At 66.0% G+C, this 15,915-nt stretch carries 17 protein-coding genes; 13 read left to right on the forward strand and 4 right to left on the reverse strand.

Annotation, left to right across the window (positions count from 1 at the left end):
• Positions 1-461: 461 nt before the first annotated feature.
• The gene (locus AC1D1F_RS19565) at positions 462-983 is read right to left on the reverse strand and encodes an N-acetyltransferase family protein (protein WP_477655286.1); all 522 of its coding nucleotides are present in this window, start codon (positions 981-983) and stop codon (positions 462-464) included.
• Positions 984-1,168: 185 nt separating this feature from the next.
• Here AC1D1F_RS19565 and AC1D1F_RS19570 point away from each other — a divergent pair, with 185 nt between their 5' ends.
• On the forward strand, positions 1,169-1,765 hold the full coding sequence (locus AC1D1F_RS19570) for an LURP-one-related family protein (RefSeq protein ID WP_477676057.1): 597 nt from the start codon (positions 1,169-1,171) through the stop codon (positions 1,763-1,765).
• Between the two features lie 32 nt (positions 1,766-1,797).
• Positions 1,798-2,109, forward strand: a complete 312-nt coding sequence (locus AC1D1F_RS19575) for a 2Fe-2S iron-sulfur cluster-binding protein (RefSeq protein WP_477676056.1) — start codon at positions 1,798-1,800, stop codon at positions 2,107-2,109.
• Here the strand turns inward: AC1D1F_RS19575 and AC1D1F_RS19580 are convergent.
• Positions 2,049-2,735: an N-acetyltransferase family protein gene (locus AC1D1F_RS19580; protein ID WP_477700807.1), complete on the reverse strand. Its 687-nt coding sequence runs from the start codon at positions 2,733-2,735 to the stop codon at positions 2,049-2,051. The two genes, AC1D1F_RS19575 and AC1D1F_RS19580, sit on opposite strands and share 61 nt — an antisense overlap.
• A gap of 49 nt (positions 2,736-2,784) precedes the next feature.
• Here AC1D1F_RS19580 and AC1D1F_RS19585 point away from each other — a divergent pair, with 49 nt between their 5' ends.
• From AC1D1F_RS19585 to AC1D1F_RS19600, 4 genes are all read left to right on the forward strand, one after another.
• Positions 2,785-3,669, forward strand: a complete 885-nt coding sequence (locus AC1D1F_RS19585) for a LysR family transcriptional regulator (RefSeq protein WP_477676054.1) — start codon at positions 2,785-2,787, stop codon at positions 3,667-3,669.
• An 85-nt stretch (positions 3,670-3,754) separates the two neighbouring features.
• Positions 3,755-4,852, forward strand: a complete 1,098-nt coding sequence (locus AC1D1F_RS19590; protein ID WP_477676053.1) for a M14 family zinc carboxypeptidase — start codon at positions 3,755-3,757, stop codon at positions 4,850-4,852.
• Positions 4,852-5,613 carry an alpha/beta fold hydrolase gene (locus AC1D1F_RS19595; RefSeq protein WP_477676052.1) on the forward strand — a complete coding sequence of 254 codons (762 nt, stop codon included), beginning with the start codon at positions 4,852-4,854 and terminating at the stop codon, positions 5,611-5,613. The genes AC1D1F_RS19590 and AC1D1F_RS19595 overlap by 1 nt, the downstream gene beginning before the upstream one ends.
• Before the next feature lie 130 nt (positions 5,614-5,743).
• Positions 5,744-6,154 carry a hypothetical protein gene (locus AC1D1F_RS19600; protein ID WP_477676051.1) on the forward strand — a complete coding sequence of 137 codons (411 nt, stop codon included), beginning with the start codon at positions 5,744-5,746 and terminating at the stop codon, positions 6,152-6,154.
• 4 nt (positions 6,155-6,158) lie between these two features.
• Here the strand turns inward: AC1D1F_RS19600 and AC1D1F_RS19605 are convergent, their stop codons facing one another.
• Entirely contained in the window at positions 6,159-7,613 is a 1,455-nt protein-coding gene (locus tag AC1D1F_RS19605; protein WP_477676050.1) for an aminotransferase-like domain-containing protein, read from the reverse strand.
• A gap of 107 nt (positions 7,614-7,720) precedes the next feature.
• Between AC1D1F_RS19605 and AC1D1F_RS19610 the strand changes: the two genes are divergently transcribed.
• The 3 genes from AC1D1F_RS19610 to AC1D1F_RS19620 all read left to right on the forward strand — a co-directional run bounded on the left by AC1D1F_RS19610 (position 7,721) and on the right by AC1D1F_RS19620 (position 10,708).
• Positions 7,721-8,503 carry a c-type cytochrome gene (locus tag AC1D1F_RS19610; protein WP_477676059.1) on the forward strand — a complete coding sequence of 261 codons (783 nt, stop codon included), beginning with the start codon at positions 7,721-7,723 and terminating at the stop codon, positions 8,501-8,503.
• Positions 8,504-8,582: 79 nt separating this feature from the next.
• Positions 8,583-9,869 carry a c-type cytochrome gene (locus AC1D1F_RS19615; protein ID WP_477676049.1) on the forward strand — a complete coding sequence of 429 codons (1,287 nt, stop codon included), beginning with the start codon at positions 8,583-8,585 and terminating at the stop codon, positions 9,867-9,869.
• Positions 9,870-10,015: 146 nt separating this feature from the next.
• Positions 10,016-10,708, forward strand: a complete 693-nt coding sequence (locus AC1D1F_RS19620) for a hypothetical protein (protein WP_477697202.1) — start codon at positions 10,016-10,018, stop codon at positions 10,706-10,708.
• Positions 10,709-10,933: 225 nt separating this feature from the next.
• Here AC1D1F_RS19620 and AC1D1F_RS19625 read toward each other — a convergent pair whose 3' ends face one another.
• On the reverse strand, positions 10,934-12,181 hold the full coding sequence (locus AC1D1F_RS19625) for an MFS transporter (protein WP_477676047.1): 1,248 nt from the start codon (positions 12,179-12,181) through the stop codon (positions 10,934-10,936).
• 61 nt (positions 12,182-12,242) lie between these two features.
• Here AC1D1F_RS19625 and AC1D1F_RS19630 point away from each other — a divergent pair, with 61 nt between their 5' ends.
• Genes AC1D1F_RS19630 through AC1D1F_RS19645 form a run of 4 tightly spaced genes read left to right on the forward strand, consistent with a single transcriptional unit; the run spans position 12,243 to position 15,911 of the window.
• A complete protein-coding gene (locus AC1D1F_RS19630; RefSeq protein WP_477676046.1) occupies positions 12,243-12,872 on the forward strand; it encodes a TetR/AcrR family transcriptional regulator in 630 nt (209 codons plus the stop codon).
• Entirely contained in the window at positions 12,869-13,846 is a 978-nt protein-coding gene (locus AC1D1F_RS19635; protein WP_477676045.1) for an HlyD family secretion protein, read from the forward strand. The genes AC1D1F_RS19630 and AC1D1F_RS19635 overlap by 4 nt, the downstream gene beginning before the upstream one ends.
• Complete coding sequence (locus AC1D1F_RS19640; protein WP_477676044.1) at positions 13,843-14,790, forward strand: ABC transporter ATP-binding protein; 948 nt, start codon at positions 13,843-13,845, stop codon at positions 14,788-14,790. The genes AC1D1F_RS19635 and AC1D1F_RS19640 overlap by 4 nt, the downstream gene beginning before the upstream one ends.
• The gene (locus AC1D1F_RS19645) at positions 14,787-15,911 is read left to right on the forward strand and encodes an ABC transporter permease (RefSeq protein ID WP_477676043.1); all 1,125 of its coding nucleotides are present in this window, start codon (positions 14,787-14,789) and stop codon (positions 15,909-15,911) included. The genes AC1D1F_RS19640 and AC1D1F_RS19645 overlap by 4 nt, the downstream gene beginning before the upstream one ends.
• The last annotated feature ends 4 nt before the right edge of the window (positions 15,912-15,915 follow it).

Genomic DNA, 15,915 nt, shown 5'->3' on the forward strand with positions numbered 1-15,915 from the left:
ACGGCGGGGTCTCGCGCAAACTCGCTTCGCTCAGACAAGCGCGATCCCTGATCCGCCTACGTCTGCGCTCCTCGGCCCAGCCAGGACGGGGCAATCGGGAGCGGGGACAAAAGACAAAGAAACAAACCAAGACAAACAAGGACTCGCCTTGGCGAGTCCTTGTGGTTTTCAGTATTGGGACTTGGTATTCCCTCTCCACCCCTTGTGTATGCGCCGAGGAGCGGAGGTCCAGACGGATCAGGGCAAAAACTTGTTTGAGCCGCAGGCGAGTTGTTTTTGACCCCGACTGGACCGAGCACCGCAGGCTGCCCGTAGCGAAGCGAAGGGACGCAGACACCAGGGTCGCCTTTTCTTTTGCTTACTTTTCTTTTGGCGAAGCAAAAGAAAAGTGAGTAGCCGCCGGGCTACCCCCGGCCAGCCGTCCTCAGCAAAGAGCGCAAAGGCCGGAGCAAGAACCGGCCCTAATCAACCGATCGTTTAAGCCGAATCTCTTCCAGCTTGACGCTGCCAAACGCAACAGTCTTGAGCGAGGGCATCTCCCGCTTGAACCCCGCAGCCTGTTCATAAAACCGAAGCGCACGTTCATTGCGCAACAGCACCCACAGCGTGACCTGTGTGCAACCCTCTTCCTTCAGGCCTTCGCGCGCGCCGTCCCAGAGGGCCAGGCCCGCGCCCTTGCCCCAGTGTTCGGGCAGCACGTACAGGGCCCAGATTTCGCCGACGGTGGATTTGGTGCCGGCATCGCGGGAGCGGTCAAAGCCGACAAAACCGACGATCTGCTCGCCTTCGGTGGCCACCAGCAGTTGCGGTTCGCTGAACTCGATGGCTTCGCGCCAGTAGGCCTGGCGTTTTTCGACGGTGATCTTGGCGAGGTAGTCCTCGGGCATGAGGTCTTTGTAGGCGGCTTGCCAGGTGGCAACATGGATCTCGGCGATGGTTTTGGCATCGCGGGGCGTGGCGGGGCGGACGGAATAGCTGGACATGGAAAATCGGGAGGGTTGTTCTTGGAGTCGGAAAATAATCCGGCGGAGCGGAATTGTCGCCCAGATTGCCTCCCTGCCGGCAATAGATTCGCGCCAAAGCCGCCGAACGGCGGGCCGGTGCCCGGAAGCGGCACGGGTGTCGGGTACATTCGGCGCACCATAACCCTTACAAGCGCGCTCACATCATGGCCCAACGCCTCCAGTTTCCCCTGCAAATGTCCTTCAAGCTCATGGCCGTTGCGCCACAGTTCCTGGTCAAGGACGCGCATAACCAGCCGGTGGCCTATGTCAAGCAAAAACTCTTCAAGCTCAAGGAAGCCATCACGGTTTTTTCCAATGAGAAGCAGGACCAGTTGCTGTATGAGATCAAGGCCGACCGGATCATCGATTTTTCGGCGCTGTACCACTTCACCGATCCGCAGGGCGTGGCGCTGGGAGGCATCAAGCGGCGCGGCATGCGTTCCATCTGGAGGGCCGGTTTTGACGTGCTGGACAACGGCGTCACACATTTCAGCATCAACGAAAAAAGCGTGATGACACGTTTTCTGGATGGCCTCTTTAGCGAAATTCCCCTGATCGGGCTGTTGTCGGGCTACATCTTCCATCCCGCCTACCAGGTAACGCGGCCCGACGGCACGCTGGTGGCCGAGCTCACCAAGCGGCCGGCCCTGTTTGAGGGACTCTTCACCGCCGAACAGATGGCCCCTGTCAGCGAGCGCGAAGAGCAGCAGTTGCTGCTGTCCCTGATGACCGTGCTGTTGCTGGAGCGCACGCGCGGCTAAGGCGGGCACAACAGTCGCGGAGACGTATGGCCATGGACGACGACACCCCGCCCGGCAGCCCCGCCGCCGCACCCGTGTTCAGCATCCGGCTGGACGCGGAGGGCGTACAGTTCAGCGCCTCGCCATCCCTGCCCATCCTGCAGTCGGCATCAGTGGCCGGCGTGGTGATGGACAGCTCCTGCCGCAACGGCACTTGCCGCACCTGCATCCGCAAGCTGGTCAGCGGGCAGGTGGCCTACCGCATCGAATGGCCTGGCCTGAGCGCCGAGGAAAAGAAGGCGGGCTACATCCTGCCCTGCGTGGCGTACCCGCTGTCGGACCTGGTGATCGCGGCGGCCGACTGAACGGCCGGCGCCACCGGCAGGTCCCCGGGCGACGAAGCGCCCTCGCCCAGCGCGCGCTGCATCAGCACCGTGTCCACCCACTGGCCGAATTTGTAGCCGACGCAGCCCAGCGTGCCGACGCGCGTAAAGCCCTGCGCCTCATGCACCCGCAGCGAGCCGGTGTTGGCGCTGTTGCCGACCACGGCCACCATCTGCCGGAAACCGCGCTGCTCGCACTCGTGGATCAAGGCGCGCAGCAAGGCGCCGCCGACGCCGGCCTGGCGCATGCCGGGCGCGACATAAATCGAATCCTCCACCGTATGGCGATAAGCCGGCCGCGAGCGGTAAGCGCTGCCATAGGCATAACCCGCCAGCACCCCGCCCTGGCGCGCCACCAGGTAGGGGTAGCCGCCGCGCAGGATGTCGGCGCGGCGCAAAAGCATCTGGGCCGCGCTGGGCGGCTCCAGCTCAAAAGTGGCCAGGTTGGTCGCCACGTAGTGCGCATAGATGGCCTGTATTGCCTCGATGTCCCCCTCGGCGCAAGGGTGGATGGAAAGTGCACCGGCCGCATCGGGCGCGGACGGTGATGGTGACGCGGGGGAAGCTTGTGAAAAATGCTGCATGCCGCCATGGTTGCGCAAGGTCACCCATAAGTAAATATGTTGAAACTTATGGTTTTGATTAGAATTTCTTTGCATGCTCAACCTGGACCACCTGCGCACCTATGCGCTCATCGTCGAAACCGGCAGCTTCTCGGGCGCGGCCGAAAGACTGGGCCTGTCGCAGCCGGCTGTCAGCCTACAGATCCGTCAGCTGGAGCAGCGGCTGGGCGTGCGCCTGGTCGAGCGCGTGGCGCGCCGGGCCTCCCCCACGCCGGCGGGCCTGGATCTCCTGGCGCAGATCCGCCACGTGGACGCGGCGGTGGAAGGCGTGCTGACGGCCATGGCCTCGCATTCGGCCGACGTCACTGGCCGCGTGACACTGGGAACCGGCGCCACGGCCTGCCTCTACCTGCTGCCGCACATCCTGCGTTCGCTGAGGGTGCGTTTTCCCAACCTCAGCGTGCTGGTCAGCACCGGCAATACCGCCGACTTCGTCAAGGCGGTTGAAGGCAACACCATGGACATGGCGCTGGTGACCCTGCCCGTCAAGCGCCGCGCGCTGGTCACCACGCCGATGTTGAACGACGAATTTGTGGCGGTGATTCCCAGGCGGGAGGCGGGGCTGCCCGCCCGCATAACCCCGGCTTTCCTGGCCAGGCGCGAACTTGTGCTGTTCGAGCCGGCGGCCAATACCCGCGTGATCATCGACCAGTGGTTCCAGGACGCGGGCCATGCCCCCAGGCCCGTCATGGAACTGGGCAGCGTGGAGGCCATCAAGGAAATGGTGGCCGCGGGCCTGGGCTGCAGCATATTGCCGGCCATGGCCGTGACCGGCCCCGGCCAGCATCCCGAACTCGCCGTTCACCCGCTGTACCCGCGGCTGCAAAGAACACTGGCGCTCGTCATGCGCAGCGACAAGCCGGTCAACAAGGCCATGCGCCAGGTGATTTCCGCGATCGAGCAGCGGACGGGGAACTGAGCGTTGCAAGCCCCTGCCAACATTCGACACAAAAAACCCGCCGGCCATGTAGCGCGCTGTCAAACAACTGTGCCAGCATGTCAGGATGGAAATCCTGCCGCCGACCGCCGCCGTGGAAAGTCCCCGCAGCCTTCACAGCCCCTACAGCCTCACGCCGGCGCGCGACGCGGCCGCGAGTTTCGCGGAACTCGAGGAGCTCAAGGCCATCTTGCTGGCGGGCAGCGCCCACTTTGAGGTCGACGTCGTGGCCGAGGCGCACACGGCCGGGCCCTCGTTTCCGCTCTACACCGCCAGCATAGGCTCGCGCGACCCGCAGGCGCCGGCCGTCGGCTTCTTCGGCGGCATCCACGGGCTGGAGCGCATCGGCACGCAGCTGATCCTGCATTACCTGCGCGCGCTGCTGTTTCGCCTGGAGTGGGACGAGCTGCTGCACCGCCAGCTCGAAAAAATCCGGCTGGTGTTCATGCCCATCGTCAATCCCGGCGGCATGTGGGCGCACAAGCGCGCCAACCCGCAGGGCGTGGACCTGATGCGCAACGCGCCGCAGCGGGCCGAGGGCCATGTTCCTTTCCTGGCCGGCGGGCAGAGCATCAGCCCCTCGCTGCCCTGGTACTGCGGCCGGCCCGGCATGCCCATGGAGGCCGAAAGCGCCGCGCTGCTGCGCGTGGTGCACGAGCAGCTCGCCAGCCGCCCTTTCAGCCTGGCGCTGGACTGCCACTCGGGCTACGGTTTTGACGACAGCCTGTGGTTTCCCTATGCCAAGACGCGCCGGCTGATGCCGCACCTGCCCGAGATGTTCGCGCTGCGGACCATGCTGGAACAGTCGCACCCGCACCACGCCTACAGCTTCGAGCCGCAAAGCAACCAGTACCTGCTGCACGGCGACCTCTGGGACCACGCCTACGACCACGCGCCGCCGCGCCACGTGTTCCTGCCGATGACGCTGGAGCTGGGCTCCTGGCTGTGGATACGCAAGAACCCGCGCCAGCTGTTCTCGCGGCACGGCATCTTCAATCCCATGAAGGCGCACCGCACCAAACGCGTGCTGCGCCGCCACGCGGATCTGCTGGACTTCCTCACGCGCGCCGCATTCGCCGCGCCGAACTGGCTGCCCTTGGGCGCGCGGCGCGCGCAGCTCACGCAGCTGGCCACGGCGCACTGGCGGCCCAGGCGGGTGCCCTGATGACCTGGGTGCTGCTCAGGGGCCTGACCCGCGAGGCGCGGCATTGGGGCGACTTCGCGGATCGGCTCGCGCGCGCCTTGCCGGGCTCGGCCAGCGCGGCCACCCGGGTAGTGGCGCTGGACCTGCCGGGCAACGGTGTGTATTGCCGTGAAGACTCGCCGGCCACGGTGCGCGCCATGGCGGACTTCGCGCGCGAACAATTGCGGGCCCGCAAGCTCGCGCCGCCCTATCGCCTGGTGGCGATGTCCTTGGGCGGCATGGTGGCTACCGACTGGGCGCTGCGCCATCCGGAGGAGGTGGACGGGCTGGTGCTGGTCAACACCAGCATGCGGCCGCTGGGCCGCGCCCGCGAACGCCTGCGCCCCACCACCTGGCTGCCGCTGGCGCTGGTGGCCGCGCGCTGGCGCGATGCGGCCCATGCCGAGCGCGTGATCCACCGCATCACCTGCAACCGCAGCACTTCGCGGGAGCAAGACCTAGCCGCGTGGACCCGCATCCGCCAGGACGCGCCCGTCAGTGCCGCCAATGCCTGGCGCCAGCTCAAGGCCGCCGCGGCGTTCACGGTGGCAGCCCCACCCGCCTGCCCGGTCCTGGTGCTGTCGTCGGCCGCCGACCACCTGGTGCACCCGCGCTGCTCGGCCCGGCTGGCCCAGGCCTGGCAGGCCACCCACCACGAGCATCCCTGGGCCGGGCACGACCTGCCGCATGACGATGCGGACTGGGTCTGCCGGCGCATTGCCGATTGGATCGAGGGCGGCTGAACCCGCTCTTTTTCCGCATCGCGGGCTGTCAAGGGTGCCCTTGGCGGAAAACCGGGTTTTGGCCGGGTGGCCCGACGCGGCAAACCGACTCAGGCAAAATCATCCCTTGTCTATACAAGACACGCCTTCCATGAAGAACCCCATTCCTCCCGAATCCCAGCTCGCCGGCCTGCCCGCCAGTGATGGCGGCCAGGCCGCTACACCGGTGCGCAACAAACGCATGTGGGCGCTGGCGCTGGGCACCGCGGCGCTCTGGAACCTGGACCCGGCCTTCGGCGAAATGGCCGAGATGATCGGCATGATCGCCTGCGCCGGCAACAAGACACTGGCCAAGGACGCCATCGCCCAGATGCGCAACAAGGCGGACAGCCTGCGCGCGAAGATTCCGCCCCTGCCGGCCAGCGCCCTGACCAAGGTCGTGCGGCGCGCAGAAGCCGCCTGCGGCGCGGTGCTCGACAAGGGCGTGCGCGTCAAGGAAGTCGAGGCCAGCTGGGAACACTTTGTCGCCTGCGTGCGCGCCTTGCCGGACAGACACAGGTAGACGATCAGCGCGAAGCCTGGGCGTAGGGACTCTGCCGCCGCGCCAGCGCGCCCAAAGTCTGCATCGCCGCCTCAAAACGCTCGCTCCACGGATGCCCATAGTTCAGCCGCAGGCAATGGCGGAAATTGCGGCGTGCTGAAAACACCGGCCCCGGCGCCACGCCTATGCCCTGCTCCAGCGCCGCCTGGTGCAAAGCCAGCGCATCAAAGCCTTCGGCGAATTCCACCCACACAAAATACCCACCCGCGGGACGCGACACGCGCACGTCCGACGGGAAATGGCGGGCCAGCGCGGCCAGCAGGCTGGACAGCTGCGACTCCATCGCATGCCGCAGCTTGCGCAAATGCTTGTCGTAGCCGCCGTGCTGCAGGTAGTCGGCGATCGCCAGTTGCGCGGGCAGGCTGGCCGACAGCGTGGTCATGAGCCTGAGCCGCTCGATCTGCTGGCCGAAGCGGCCGGGCGACACCCAACCCACGCGGTAGCCGGGCGCCAGCGTCTTGCTGAAAGAGCTGCAGTGCATCACCAGGCCCTTGCGGTCAAAGGCCTTGGCGGGCAGGAAGCCGCGGTGGCCGAAATAGAGCTCGGCATACACATCGTCTTCGATCAGCGGGATGTCGCGGGCCGCCAGCAGCGCGACCAGCGCTTTCTTTTTCTCGAGCGGCAGGCTGGCGCCCGTGGGGTTCTGGAAAGAGGTCATGAACCAGCAGGCCTTGACCGGGTGGCGCTGCAGCGCATCGGCCAACGCCGCCAGGTCCAGGCCGTCCTGCGGGTGCACCGGAATCTCCAGTGCTTTCATCTTGAGCCGCTCCAGCGCCTGCAGGCTGGCATAAAAGCCGGGCGACTCGACCGCGACCAGGTCGCCGGGCTGGGCCACGGCCGTCAGGCACAGGTTGAGCGCCTCCAGCGCGCCGTGCGTGACGATGAGCTCCTCGGCCGGCTGCGCCATGCCCATGGCCAGGTAACGCAGCGCGATCTGCCGGCGCAAGCCCTCATCACCGCACGGCAGGCTGGCCACGGTGTCCGGCCCCTGGATAAAACGCGAACTGCGGGCCAGCGACTTGCCCAGGCGCTGCAGCGGGAACAGTCCTGGCGCCGGGAAGGCCGAGCCCAGGGGAACGATGGCCGGGTCCTGCGCCGCACCCAGCACGGCGAACACCAGTTCGCTGACGTCCGGCCGCGGCGCCACCCGGGCCGTTTTGCCGGCCTTGCCATCGGCGGCCCCGCGCGCCGGCGCCGCCAGCTGCTGCACGGCCGAGGCCGTCACGTAATAGCCCGAGCGCGGCTGCGCGCGCACCAGGCCTTTTTCTTCCAGCCGGTAATAGGCCTTGAAGGCGGTGGAGGCGCTCAGGCCGTGCTGCGCCGTGATCGTGCGTATCGACGGCAGGCGTGTGCCGGGCGCCAGGCGCCCGCCGCGGATGTCGGCGGCCAGCAGTTCGACCAGTTGTTCGTAGCGTTTCATGGATGGGCCATCTGATATTGCAATTTTCCGCTGTTTTTCATCTGATACGCTTTTTTCGACGGCAACTGATGCTTACGCCGACGGCCCATGTGCGGCATGATGGCCGCATGGAACAGACCTGTTTTGGACGCCTTTTGCTGCGCCCCCTACGCCTGCTGACGTTGCCCGCCGTCCTGGCCTGGGCGGCGGCCGGCCCCGCGGCGGCGGCGCCACCCCCTTTTGAAGACAGCATCGCCCAGCGCGCCATGGCCTGCACCGCCTGCCACGGGCAGCAGGGCCGTGCCGCGCCCGACGGCTACTATCCGCGCCTGGCCGGAAAGCCGGCGGGTTACCTCTACAACCAGCTGCTCAACTTTCGCGACGGGCGCCGCCACTACGGCCTCATGACGCAACTGATTGAACCGCTCAGCGACGCCTACCTGATGGAGATTGCCACCTATTTCTCGCAGCTGGAGCTGCCCTACCCGGTGCCCCTGCCCGCCGCCGCCGCGCCCGAAGCGATGCGCCACGGCCGGCAGCTTGTGCTTGAAGGCGACGCCGCGCGCCAGCTTCCGGCCTGCGTGCAATGCCACGGCCAGGCCATGACCGGCGTGGCACCCGGCATTCCCGGCCTGCTGGGCCTGCCGCGCGACTACCTCAACGCGCAGCTGGGCGCCTGGAAGGCCGGCACGCGCCGCGCGCACGCGCCCGACTGCATGAAGGAAGTGGTGGCCCGCCTCACCGTCGAAGACATCAACGCCGTGGCCAGCTGGGCGGCCGCGCAACCCCTGCCCGCCAGCACCAAGCCGGCTACCAGCCTGCCACCATTGCCAGCCGGCGCGACCGCCATCACCTGCGGCAGCGCGCCCGCACCTGTTGCACCTGTGCTTCCCGCGAAGGCGCAGAAATGAAAAATAGCCCCCACGCTCCCTCACTACGTGTGGTCGCTGCCCCCCGAGGGGGCGCTTTTCATCTTGGGGCGGCCCGGCGATGAAAAAACTCTTCAAAATCGTGCTGGCCCTGCTGATCCTGGCCGTCGGCGCCGGCGCGCTGGTCTGGGCCCTCAATGTGCGCGACGAGATCGACGTGAAGGCGCCGGTGGCCAACGCCGCACCCAGCGACGACCTGATCGCGCGTGGCGCCTACCTGGCGCGGGCCGGCAACTGCCAGACCTGCCATACCGCGCCGGGCGGACAGGCCTATGCGGGCGGGCGCGGCATCGCCACGCCCTTCGGCACCGTTTTCACCTCCAACCTCACGCCCGACGACAAGACCGGCCTGGGCACCTGGTCGTCGGCCCATTTCTGGCGCGCCATGCACAACGGCCGCTCCAAGAACGGCCGGCTGCTGTACCCCGCCTTTCCCTACACCAGCTACACCCAGGTCACACGCGAGGACTCGGACGCGTTGTTCGCCTACCTGGGCAGCCTGCCCCCCGCGGTGGCGCCCAACCTGCCGCACGCGCTGCGCTTTCCCTACCAGTCGCAGGCGGCGCTGGCGGTGTGGCGCGCGCTCTTCTTCAGCCCCGGCGTGTATGAGGCCGACACGGCGCGCGGCGCCGAGTGGAACCGCGGCGCCTACCTGGTCAAAGGCCTGGGCCACTGCGCGGCCTGCCACACGGCGCGCAACGCGCTGGGCGCGAGCAACCAGGGCCTGGACCTGGCCGGCGGCCTGATCCCGATGCAGAACTGGTATGCGCCCTCGCTGGCCTCGCCCTATGAGGCGGGCGTCAGCGACTGGGACAAACAGCACATCGTGAGCCTGCTCAGAAACGGTGTCTCGCCGCGCGCCTCGGTCACCGGCCCCATGGCTGAAGTCGTGCAGCGCAGCACCCAGTATTTAAGCGACGCCGACCTGGGCGCGATGGCGCAGTTCCTGAAAGAACTGCCCGCCTCGCACACGGCGCCGCCTGAACCTGCCGCCATCAGGACCGGAGGCGAGTCGGTGGAACGCGCCGCAAAACTCTATGAGCAGCACTGCGCGCAGTGCCACGGCGCCAAAGGCGAAGGCATCGCCAACGCCTACCCGGCACTGGCAGGCAACCGCGCCGTGACCATGAGCCAGGCCGTCAACCTCGTGCAGATCGTGCTCAACGGCGGCTACGCGCCGTCCACGGCCGGCAACCCGCGGCCCTTCGGCATGCCGCCTTTTGTACTGGTGCTCAATGACGCCGACATGGCGCTGGTGCTCACGCACGTCCGCCAGTCCTGGGGCAACCGGGCGAGTGAAATCACGCCGCTGGATGTGAACCGGATACGGGCGAGTACGGGACGGTAGGCGGGCGTGCCGGCCGTCATGTGAACGCAACAGAGGCCGCTGACATACCAGCGCCCGTTCATTTTGAGGAGGCAGTCTGCGGGCTGCACACCTAGAATCATTTGTGGGAGTTTTTATTGAACCGACAAAGTTGACAAAGGCCGGACATGGACAGCAAGTCTTTTAACAACAGCCGCCGGGCGATGTCGCAGGTCTGGCAATATCCATTGCGCCTGGTTCAAATGCACACCGCATCCGTTCGCTTGCTGCTGGTCACGGCCCTGGCTTGCACCGGGGTTGCTTCGAACCCCGCAGAGAACGCCAAGTCCGTCCCACAGGACGTTCGCCAATTTGTTGCCGACTTCTACCCTTTTTCGGAAATCGTTGGAGCGGAGGCCGGAGACCTCGACGGTGACGGCGTTGACGAACATGTGCTTCTCTTGAATGCCGATGAAAGCATGCAACGGCTGCTCATCGTCGGCACAAAACCCAATGGCGGTATTGAGCCTGTTTCCGTGTCCAAGCCTATCTCTCACTGCCACCATGGCCGCGAGATCTGGATACAAAAGAAATCGCTGTACGTGCATTGCTTCCACAGCGTGGACCGGTCAATGTCTTCGAACTGGACATACCAGTTTGCCGTGCGCGATGGCCGAATAAGGTTGATCGGTTCGGAGTCGTGGCGGGCGGCAACGTCGGACGACCCAGCCAACCCCGAATACTCGACCAGCACGAACTACCTGACGGGCAATGTCATCGAGAGCAAGACAGTCAAAAGGCGGGTTGTGCTTCAGAAGAAGTCGCTGCTACCCGCGACCGAGCGGAAACCCCAATTTTTTGACGAGATGCACATTCAGTGAGTGATGGAGAGAGAGCGGGCGAGCCCGCTAACACCGACCCTCCGTGCAAAAAGAGGTCGCCATTCAACTTAACGATGGAAGAGCACCCATTCTTGTTGCCGATTCGAGTCGAGCTGCCCCAATGTGTCGGCGCACCCACGAAGACCTTTCGCCAGCCGCCCTAGAGGTATCCAAGCCCTTTTCTCAAGAAGGCTCTTCCGGACGGATCGGGTCGAGTCGCTCATGTCAACCAACGCCGCGCGGCGTCACCATCCTGTCCCGCCGCGACAGCGACGGAAACATCCTGAACCAGGCCGCCGCCACCAGCAGCGTGCCCACGCCACCGGCCACCACCGAGCCCACCGGCCCGAGCAGCGCGGCGGTGGCACCGGATTCAAACTCACCAAGCTGGTTGGAAGCGCCTATGAACACCGAGTTGACGGCGCTGACGCGGCCGCGCATCTCATTGGGCGTTTCAATTTGCACCAGGGTCTGGCGCACCACCACGCTGACCATGTCGGCCCCGCCTGAAACGGCGAGCACCAGCAGTGACAGCACAAAGCTGGTCGACAGGCCGAACACCACCATGCAGGCGCCGTAGAGCGCCACCGCCGACAGCATGGTCGGCCCGACGCGGCGCTCCAGCGGCCAGCGTGTGAGCAGCGCCGACATCAGCAAGGCACCCGCGGCCGGCGCGCCGCGCAGCAGGCCCAGGCCCCAGGGCCCGACGTGCAGGATGTCTTTGGCGAACATGGGCAGCAGCGCCGTGGCGCCGCCCAGCAGCACGGCGAAAAGATCCAGCGACACGGCGCCCAGCAAGGCCTTGCGCTGCCACACGAACTCCACGCCGGCCAGCAGCGTGCGCAAGGTCACCGGTTCGCGCGGCGGCGGCGCATGGTCGTAGCGCAGCACCGCGATCAGCACGCAGCCGGTGGCAAAAAGGAAAGCGCAGGTGGCGTAAACCGCCGTGGCGCCGGCCACAAAAATCACGCCGCCCAGGGCCGGCCCGCCGATGACCGCCGCCTGCATGCCGGCCGAGCTGAAGGCCATGGCGCGTGGCAGCATGGTAGGCGGAACCAGCACCGGGGTCAGCGCCTGCTGCGCCGGCATCTGGAAGGCGCGGGCCACACCCAGCAACACCGACACCGCGAGCAGCAGCTCGCGCGAGGCCCAGCTGTGGTGGGCGCCCCAGCCCTGCGTGGCGGACACCAGGATCATCGCCACCGTGGCCTGCGTGACCAGGCAACCGGCGATGATGCGGCCGCGGTGCACGCGGTCGGCCACATGCCCCGCCACCAGGGTGAGCAGCAGCGCCGGCATGAACTGGTACAGCCCCACCAGGCCCAGGTCCCAGGCGTTGCCGGTCAGCTCGTACATCTGCCAGCCCACCGCCACCATCAGCATCTGGTTGCCCGTGGTGCCGAACAACCGTGCGAACCACATGCGCATGAAACTGCGCTGGGCAAAGAGATCGGAGACGCTGTGAAGAGGCATGAACCTGGCGATTGTCTCCAATCCGGCTTGACTAGTTATTAGTCGTTCGTATAATAACAACATGGTGCGCCCTTCCCAATACATCGACCAACTCCTGCTGGATGCCGGCCTGGAGCTTTTGCCGGAGACAGGCTGTGCCGGCCTTTCGGTACGGCGCCTGACCCAGCACGCTGGGGTCAACCTCGGCATGTTTCACTACCACTTCAAGACCAAGGAAAACTTCATCAAGGCGGTGCTGCAGCGCACCTATGAAGAGATGTTTTCGGTGCTGACGCTGCGCGTCAACCCGGCGCACGCGCCCATGCAAAACCTGCGCGACGCACTCGCCGTGCTCGGAAGTTTCGGCCTCAAGAACCGGCGCCTGCTGGTGCGCATCCTGGGCGATGCGATGGGCGGAGAACCCCTGTCGGCAGAATTCCTCAAAGCCAACCTGCCGCGCCATATCGAGGTGGTCGCCTCGCTAATCCAGGATGCACAGCGGGAAGGCACCCTGGCGCCGGCGCCCGTGCCGCAGGTCATCGCTTTCATGGCCGGTGCCGTGGTTGCACCCATTCTCGTGGGCACGGCCCTGCAGCAAAACCCGGGCTCCGAAGGCCCCGCGGCCCTGGTGCTGTCCGAACAGGCGCTGGCCCAGCGAATTGAATTCGCCTTGCGTGGGTTGGCTGCAAATAAGTCCAAGGAGGCTTCATGAAAAAACTGTTGCGTTGCGGCGCCCTGCTTGCGACCGCCCTGCTGGCCGCGTGCGGTGAAAAGGCGCAGGCGCCCTTCCCCGGTTATGTCGAAGCCGAATACGTACGGCTGGCGGCGCCCATCAGCGGCACGCTGGCCAAACTGCACATGAACCGCGGCGACCAGGCCGCGGCATCGGCGGCGGCCTTTGTGCTGGAGCAGGAAAGCGAACGCGCCGCGCGCCAGGAGGCGACTTACCGCGTGGCGCGGGCACAGGACGACCTGGCCAATCTGCGCCAGGGCAAGCGGCCCGACGAACTGGCGGCCATCCGCGCGCAGTTGGCGCAGGGCCAGGCAGCGCTCGAGCTGTCGTCTGCAGAACTGGCACGCAGCAACCGACTGGTGGCGCAGCAATTCCTCTCGCCGGCCAGCCTGGACCAGGCCCGCGCCGCCGTGGCGCGCGACCAGGGCCGCGTCAACGAGCTCAATGCCCAGTTGCGCCAGGCCATGCAAGGCGCGCGCAGTCCGGAGATCAGCGCTGCCGAGCAGGAAGTCAAGGCCGCGCAGGCGCAGCTCGACCAGGCGGGCTGGCGGGTCGACCAGAAAACCCAGCGCACCCCGGTGGCGGGTGAAGTAACAGACGTGCTTTACCGCGAGGGCGAATGGGTGCCTGCGGGCGCGGCGGTGCTCACGCTGCTGCCGCCGGCCAACATCAAGGCGCGCTTTTTCCTGCCGCAAAAACAATTGGGCGCCCTCGCCATCGGCCAGGACGTGCGCTTGCAGTGCGACGGCTGCGGCGCGCCGATTCCCGCAAAAGTCAGTTTTATCGCGCGCGAGGCCGAATACACCTCGCCCATCATTTACAGCAAGGAAAACCGCGCCAACCTGGTCTTCATGGTCGAGGCGCGCCCCAGCCTGCAAGATGCACGCCGCCTGCACCCGGGCCAGCCGCTTGAAGTGCACCTGGGCGCCAGCCCCTCCGGGCGGGCCTCATGAACGAGGCCACCGGGCAGCCCGCGCTGATTGACGTGAAGGGCTTGACCAAACGCTACGGCGACCGCGTCGTGGTGGACCACTTCGACATGCGCGTGCCCAAGGGCCGCATCTACGGCTTTCTCGGCCCCAATGGCAGCGGCAAGACAACCACCATCCGGATGCTGTGCGGCCTGCTCACACCGGACGAGGGCGAAGGCACTTGCATGGGCTACGACATCCGGACCCAGGCCTCGCTGATCAAGCGGGAAGTGGGCTACATGACGCAGCGCTTTGGACTCTACGAAGACCTGACGATCGAGGAAAACCTCGATTTCATCGCGCGCGTCTATGCCGTGCAGGACAGGCCCCGCAAGGTGACTGAAACGCTGGAACGCCTCGGCCTGCTGACACGGCGCAAGCAGCTGGCCGGCTCGCTTTCGGGTGGCTGGAAGCAGCGGCTGGCACTGGCGGCCTGCCTGATCCACAGCCCTCGGCTGCTCTTGCTGGATGAACCCACGGCCGGCGTGGACCCGGCCGCCCGTCGCGACTTCTGGGACCAGATTCATGACCTGGCTGCCGCGGGCCTCACGGTGCTGGTCTCCACCCACTACATGGACGAAGCAGAACGCTGCCACGAACTGGCTTACATCGCTTATGGCAAGCTGCTCACACGCGGTACGGTGGCCGAAGTGATCGCCGGTGCGGGGCTGGTGACCTGGGCTGTCTCCGGCCCGAAGCTGATCGAGGTGGCGCATCACCTGCGCGACGCTGAAGGCATACGGACCGTGGCGCCCTTCGGCGCTACGCTGCACGTGAGCGCCTCCGGCACGCAGGCGGTGCAGGACGCGCTGGCCGCGCTGCCTTTTGAAGGGCTTACGGCGGAGCCGATTGAACCCAGCCTGGAGGACGTCTTCATCGCGCTGATGCAGGATGCGCAAGACAATTTTGCCGGGGCCGCCGCATGAGCTGGTCGCGCTTTCTTGCCATCCTGATCAAGGAGATGCGCCAGGTGCGCCGCGACCGTTTGACCTTCGGCATGATGGTGGGCGTTCCCATCCTGCAACTGCTGCTGTTCGGCTTCGCCATCAACAGCGACCCCAAACATTTGCCCGCCGCCATTGTGGTGGCCGACGAGAGCGAGTTTTCGCGCAGCTTCGTGGCGGGCCTGGAGAACTCGGAATACTTTCGCATCACCCGTCGCCTGCAAAGCGAAGCCGAAGGCGACGAACTACTGGCCACCGGCGAAGTGCAATTCGTGCTGGTTGTGCCGCCGGACTTTTCACGCAAGCTCATGCGTGGTGAACGCCCGGCCATGTTGCTGGCCGCCGATGCAAGCGACCCCGCCGCCACCGGCAACGCCATCGCGGCACTGAACGGTATCGGACAGCGTGCGGTAGGCCGCGAACTGTATGGCCCGCTGGTTTCGCTAAAGCAGGGCGAGGCGCCTTTTGAAGTGCGCGTGCAGCGCCGCTACAACCCCGAAGGCCTGACCAGCTACAACGTGATCCCGGGCCTGATCGGTGTGATCCTCACCATGACCATGGTGATGATGACCTCGCTGGCGATGACGCGCGAGCGCGAACGCGGCACGATGGAAAACCTGCTGGCCACGCCGGCGCGGCCGCTGGAGGTCATGCTCGGAAAAATCGTGCCCTACATATTGATCGGCTACGTGCAGGTGGTCGTGATCCTGGCGGCCGCGCGGCTGCTGTTCGACGTGCCCATGGTCGGAAGCCTGGCGCTGCTCTCCGTCGTACTGGTGGTGTTTATTGCCGCCAACCTGGCTGTGGGTTTTACCTTTTCCACCATTGCGCGCAACCAGCTGCAGGCCATGCAGCTGACTTTTTTCTTTTTCCTGCCGTCCATGCTGCTGACTGGCTTCATGTTTCCGTTTCGCGGCATGCCGGCCTGGGCGCAGGCCATCGGCGAAGTACTTCCGCTCACCCATTTCCTGCGTATCGTGCGCGGCATCCTGCTCAAAGGCAACGGCATGGTGGAGGTGGCGGCACACTTGTGGCCAATCGCCCTTTTTATGCTGGTGGCCGGGCTGGTGGCGCTCAAGCGCTATCGCCAGACAGTCGATTGACACT

The organism is Polaromonas sp. P1_H6 (assembly GCF_056405195.1).

Excerpts from the sequence above, each read along its gene's own strand:
- AC1D1F_RS19610 (WP_477676059.1), top strand. The coding sequence starts at position 7,721 with ATGGAACAGACCTGTTTTGGACGCCTTTTGCTGCGCCCCCTACGCCTG.
- AC1D1F_RS19605 (WP_477676050.1), bottom strand. The coding sequence starts at position 7,613 with ATGAAACGCTACGAACAACTGGTCGAACTGCTGGCCGCCGACATCCGC.
- AC1D1F_RS19595 (WP_477676052.1), top strand. The coding sequence starts at position 4,852 with ATGACCTGGGTGCTGCTCAGGGGCCTGACCCGCGAGGCGCGGCATTGG.
- AC1D1F_RS19565 (WP_477655286.1), bottom strand. The coding sequence starts at position 983 with ATGTCCAGCTATTCCGTCCGCCCCGCCACGCCCCGCGATGCCAAAACC.
- AC1D1F_RS19600 (WP_477676051.1), top strand. The coding sequence starts at position 5,744 with ATGAAGAACCCCATTCCTCCCGAATCCCAGCTCGCCGGCCTGCCCGCC.
- AC1D1F_RS19640 (WP_477676044.1), top strand. The coding sequence starts at position 13,843 with ATGAACGAGGCCACCGGGCAGCCCGCGCTGATTGACGTGAAGGGCTTG.
- AC1D1F_RS19630 (WP_477676046.1), top strand. The coding sequence starts at position 12,243 with ATGGTGCGCCCTTCCCAATACATCGACCAACTCCTGCTGGATGCCGGC.
- AC1D1F_RS19625 (WP_477676047.1), bottom strand. The coding sequence starts at position 12,181 with ATGCCTCTTCACAGCGTCTCCGATCTCTTTGCCCAGCGCAGTTTCATG.
- AC1D1F_RS19645 (WP_477676043.1), top strand. The coding sequence starts at position 14,787 with ATGAGCTGGTCGCGCTTTCTTGCCATCCTGATCAAGGAGATGCGCCAG.
- AC1D1F_RS19620 (WP_477697202.1), top strand. The coding sequence starts at position 10,016 with ATGGACAGCAAGTCTTTTAACAACAGCCGCCGGGCGATGTCGCAGGTC.
- AC1D1F_RS19575 (WP_477676056.1), top strand. The coding sequence starts at position 1,798 with ATGGACGACGACACCCCGCCCGGCAGCCCCGCCGCCGCACCCGTGTTC.
- AC1D1F_RS19635 (WP_477676045.1), top strand. The coding sequence starts at position 12,869 with ATGAAAAAACTGTTGCGTTGCGGCGCCCTGCTTGCGACCGCCCTGCTG.
- AC1D1F_RS19590 (WP_477676053.1), top strand. The coding sequence starts at position 3,755 with ATGGAAATCCTGCCGCCGACCGCCGCCGTGGAAAGTCCCCGCAGCCTT.
- AC1D1F_RS19615 (WP_477676049.1), top strand. The coding sequence starts at position 8,583 with ATGAAAAAACTCTTCAAAATCGTGCTGGCCCTGCTGATCCTGGCCGTC.
- AC1D1F_RS19570 (WP_477676057.1), top strand. The coding sequence starts at position 1,169 with ATGGCCCAACGCCTCCAGTTTCCCCTGCAAATGTCCTTCAAGCTCATG.
- AC1D1F_RS19585 (WP_477676054.1), top strand. The coding sequence starts at position 2,785 with ATGCTCAACCTGGACCACCTGCGCACCTATGCGCTCATCGTCGAAACC.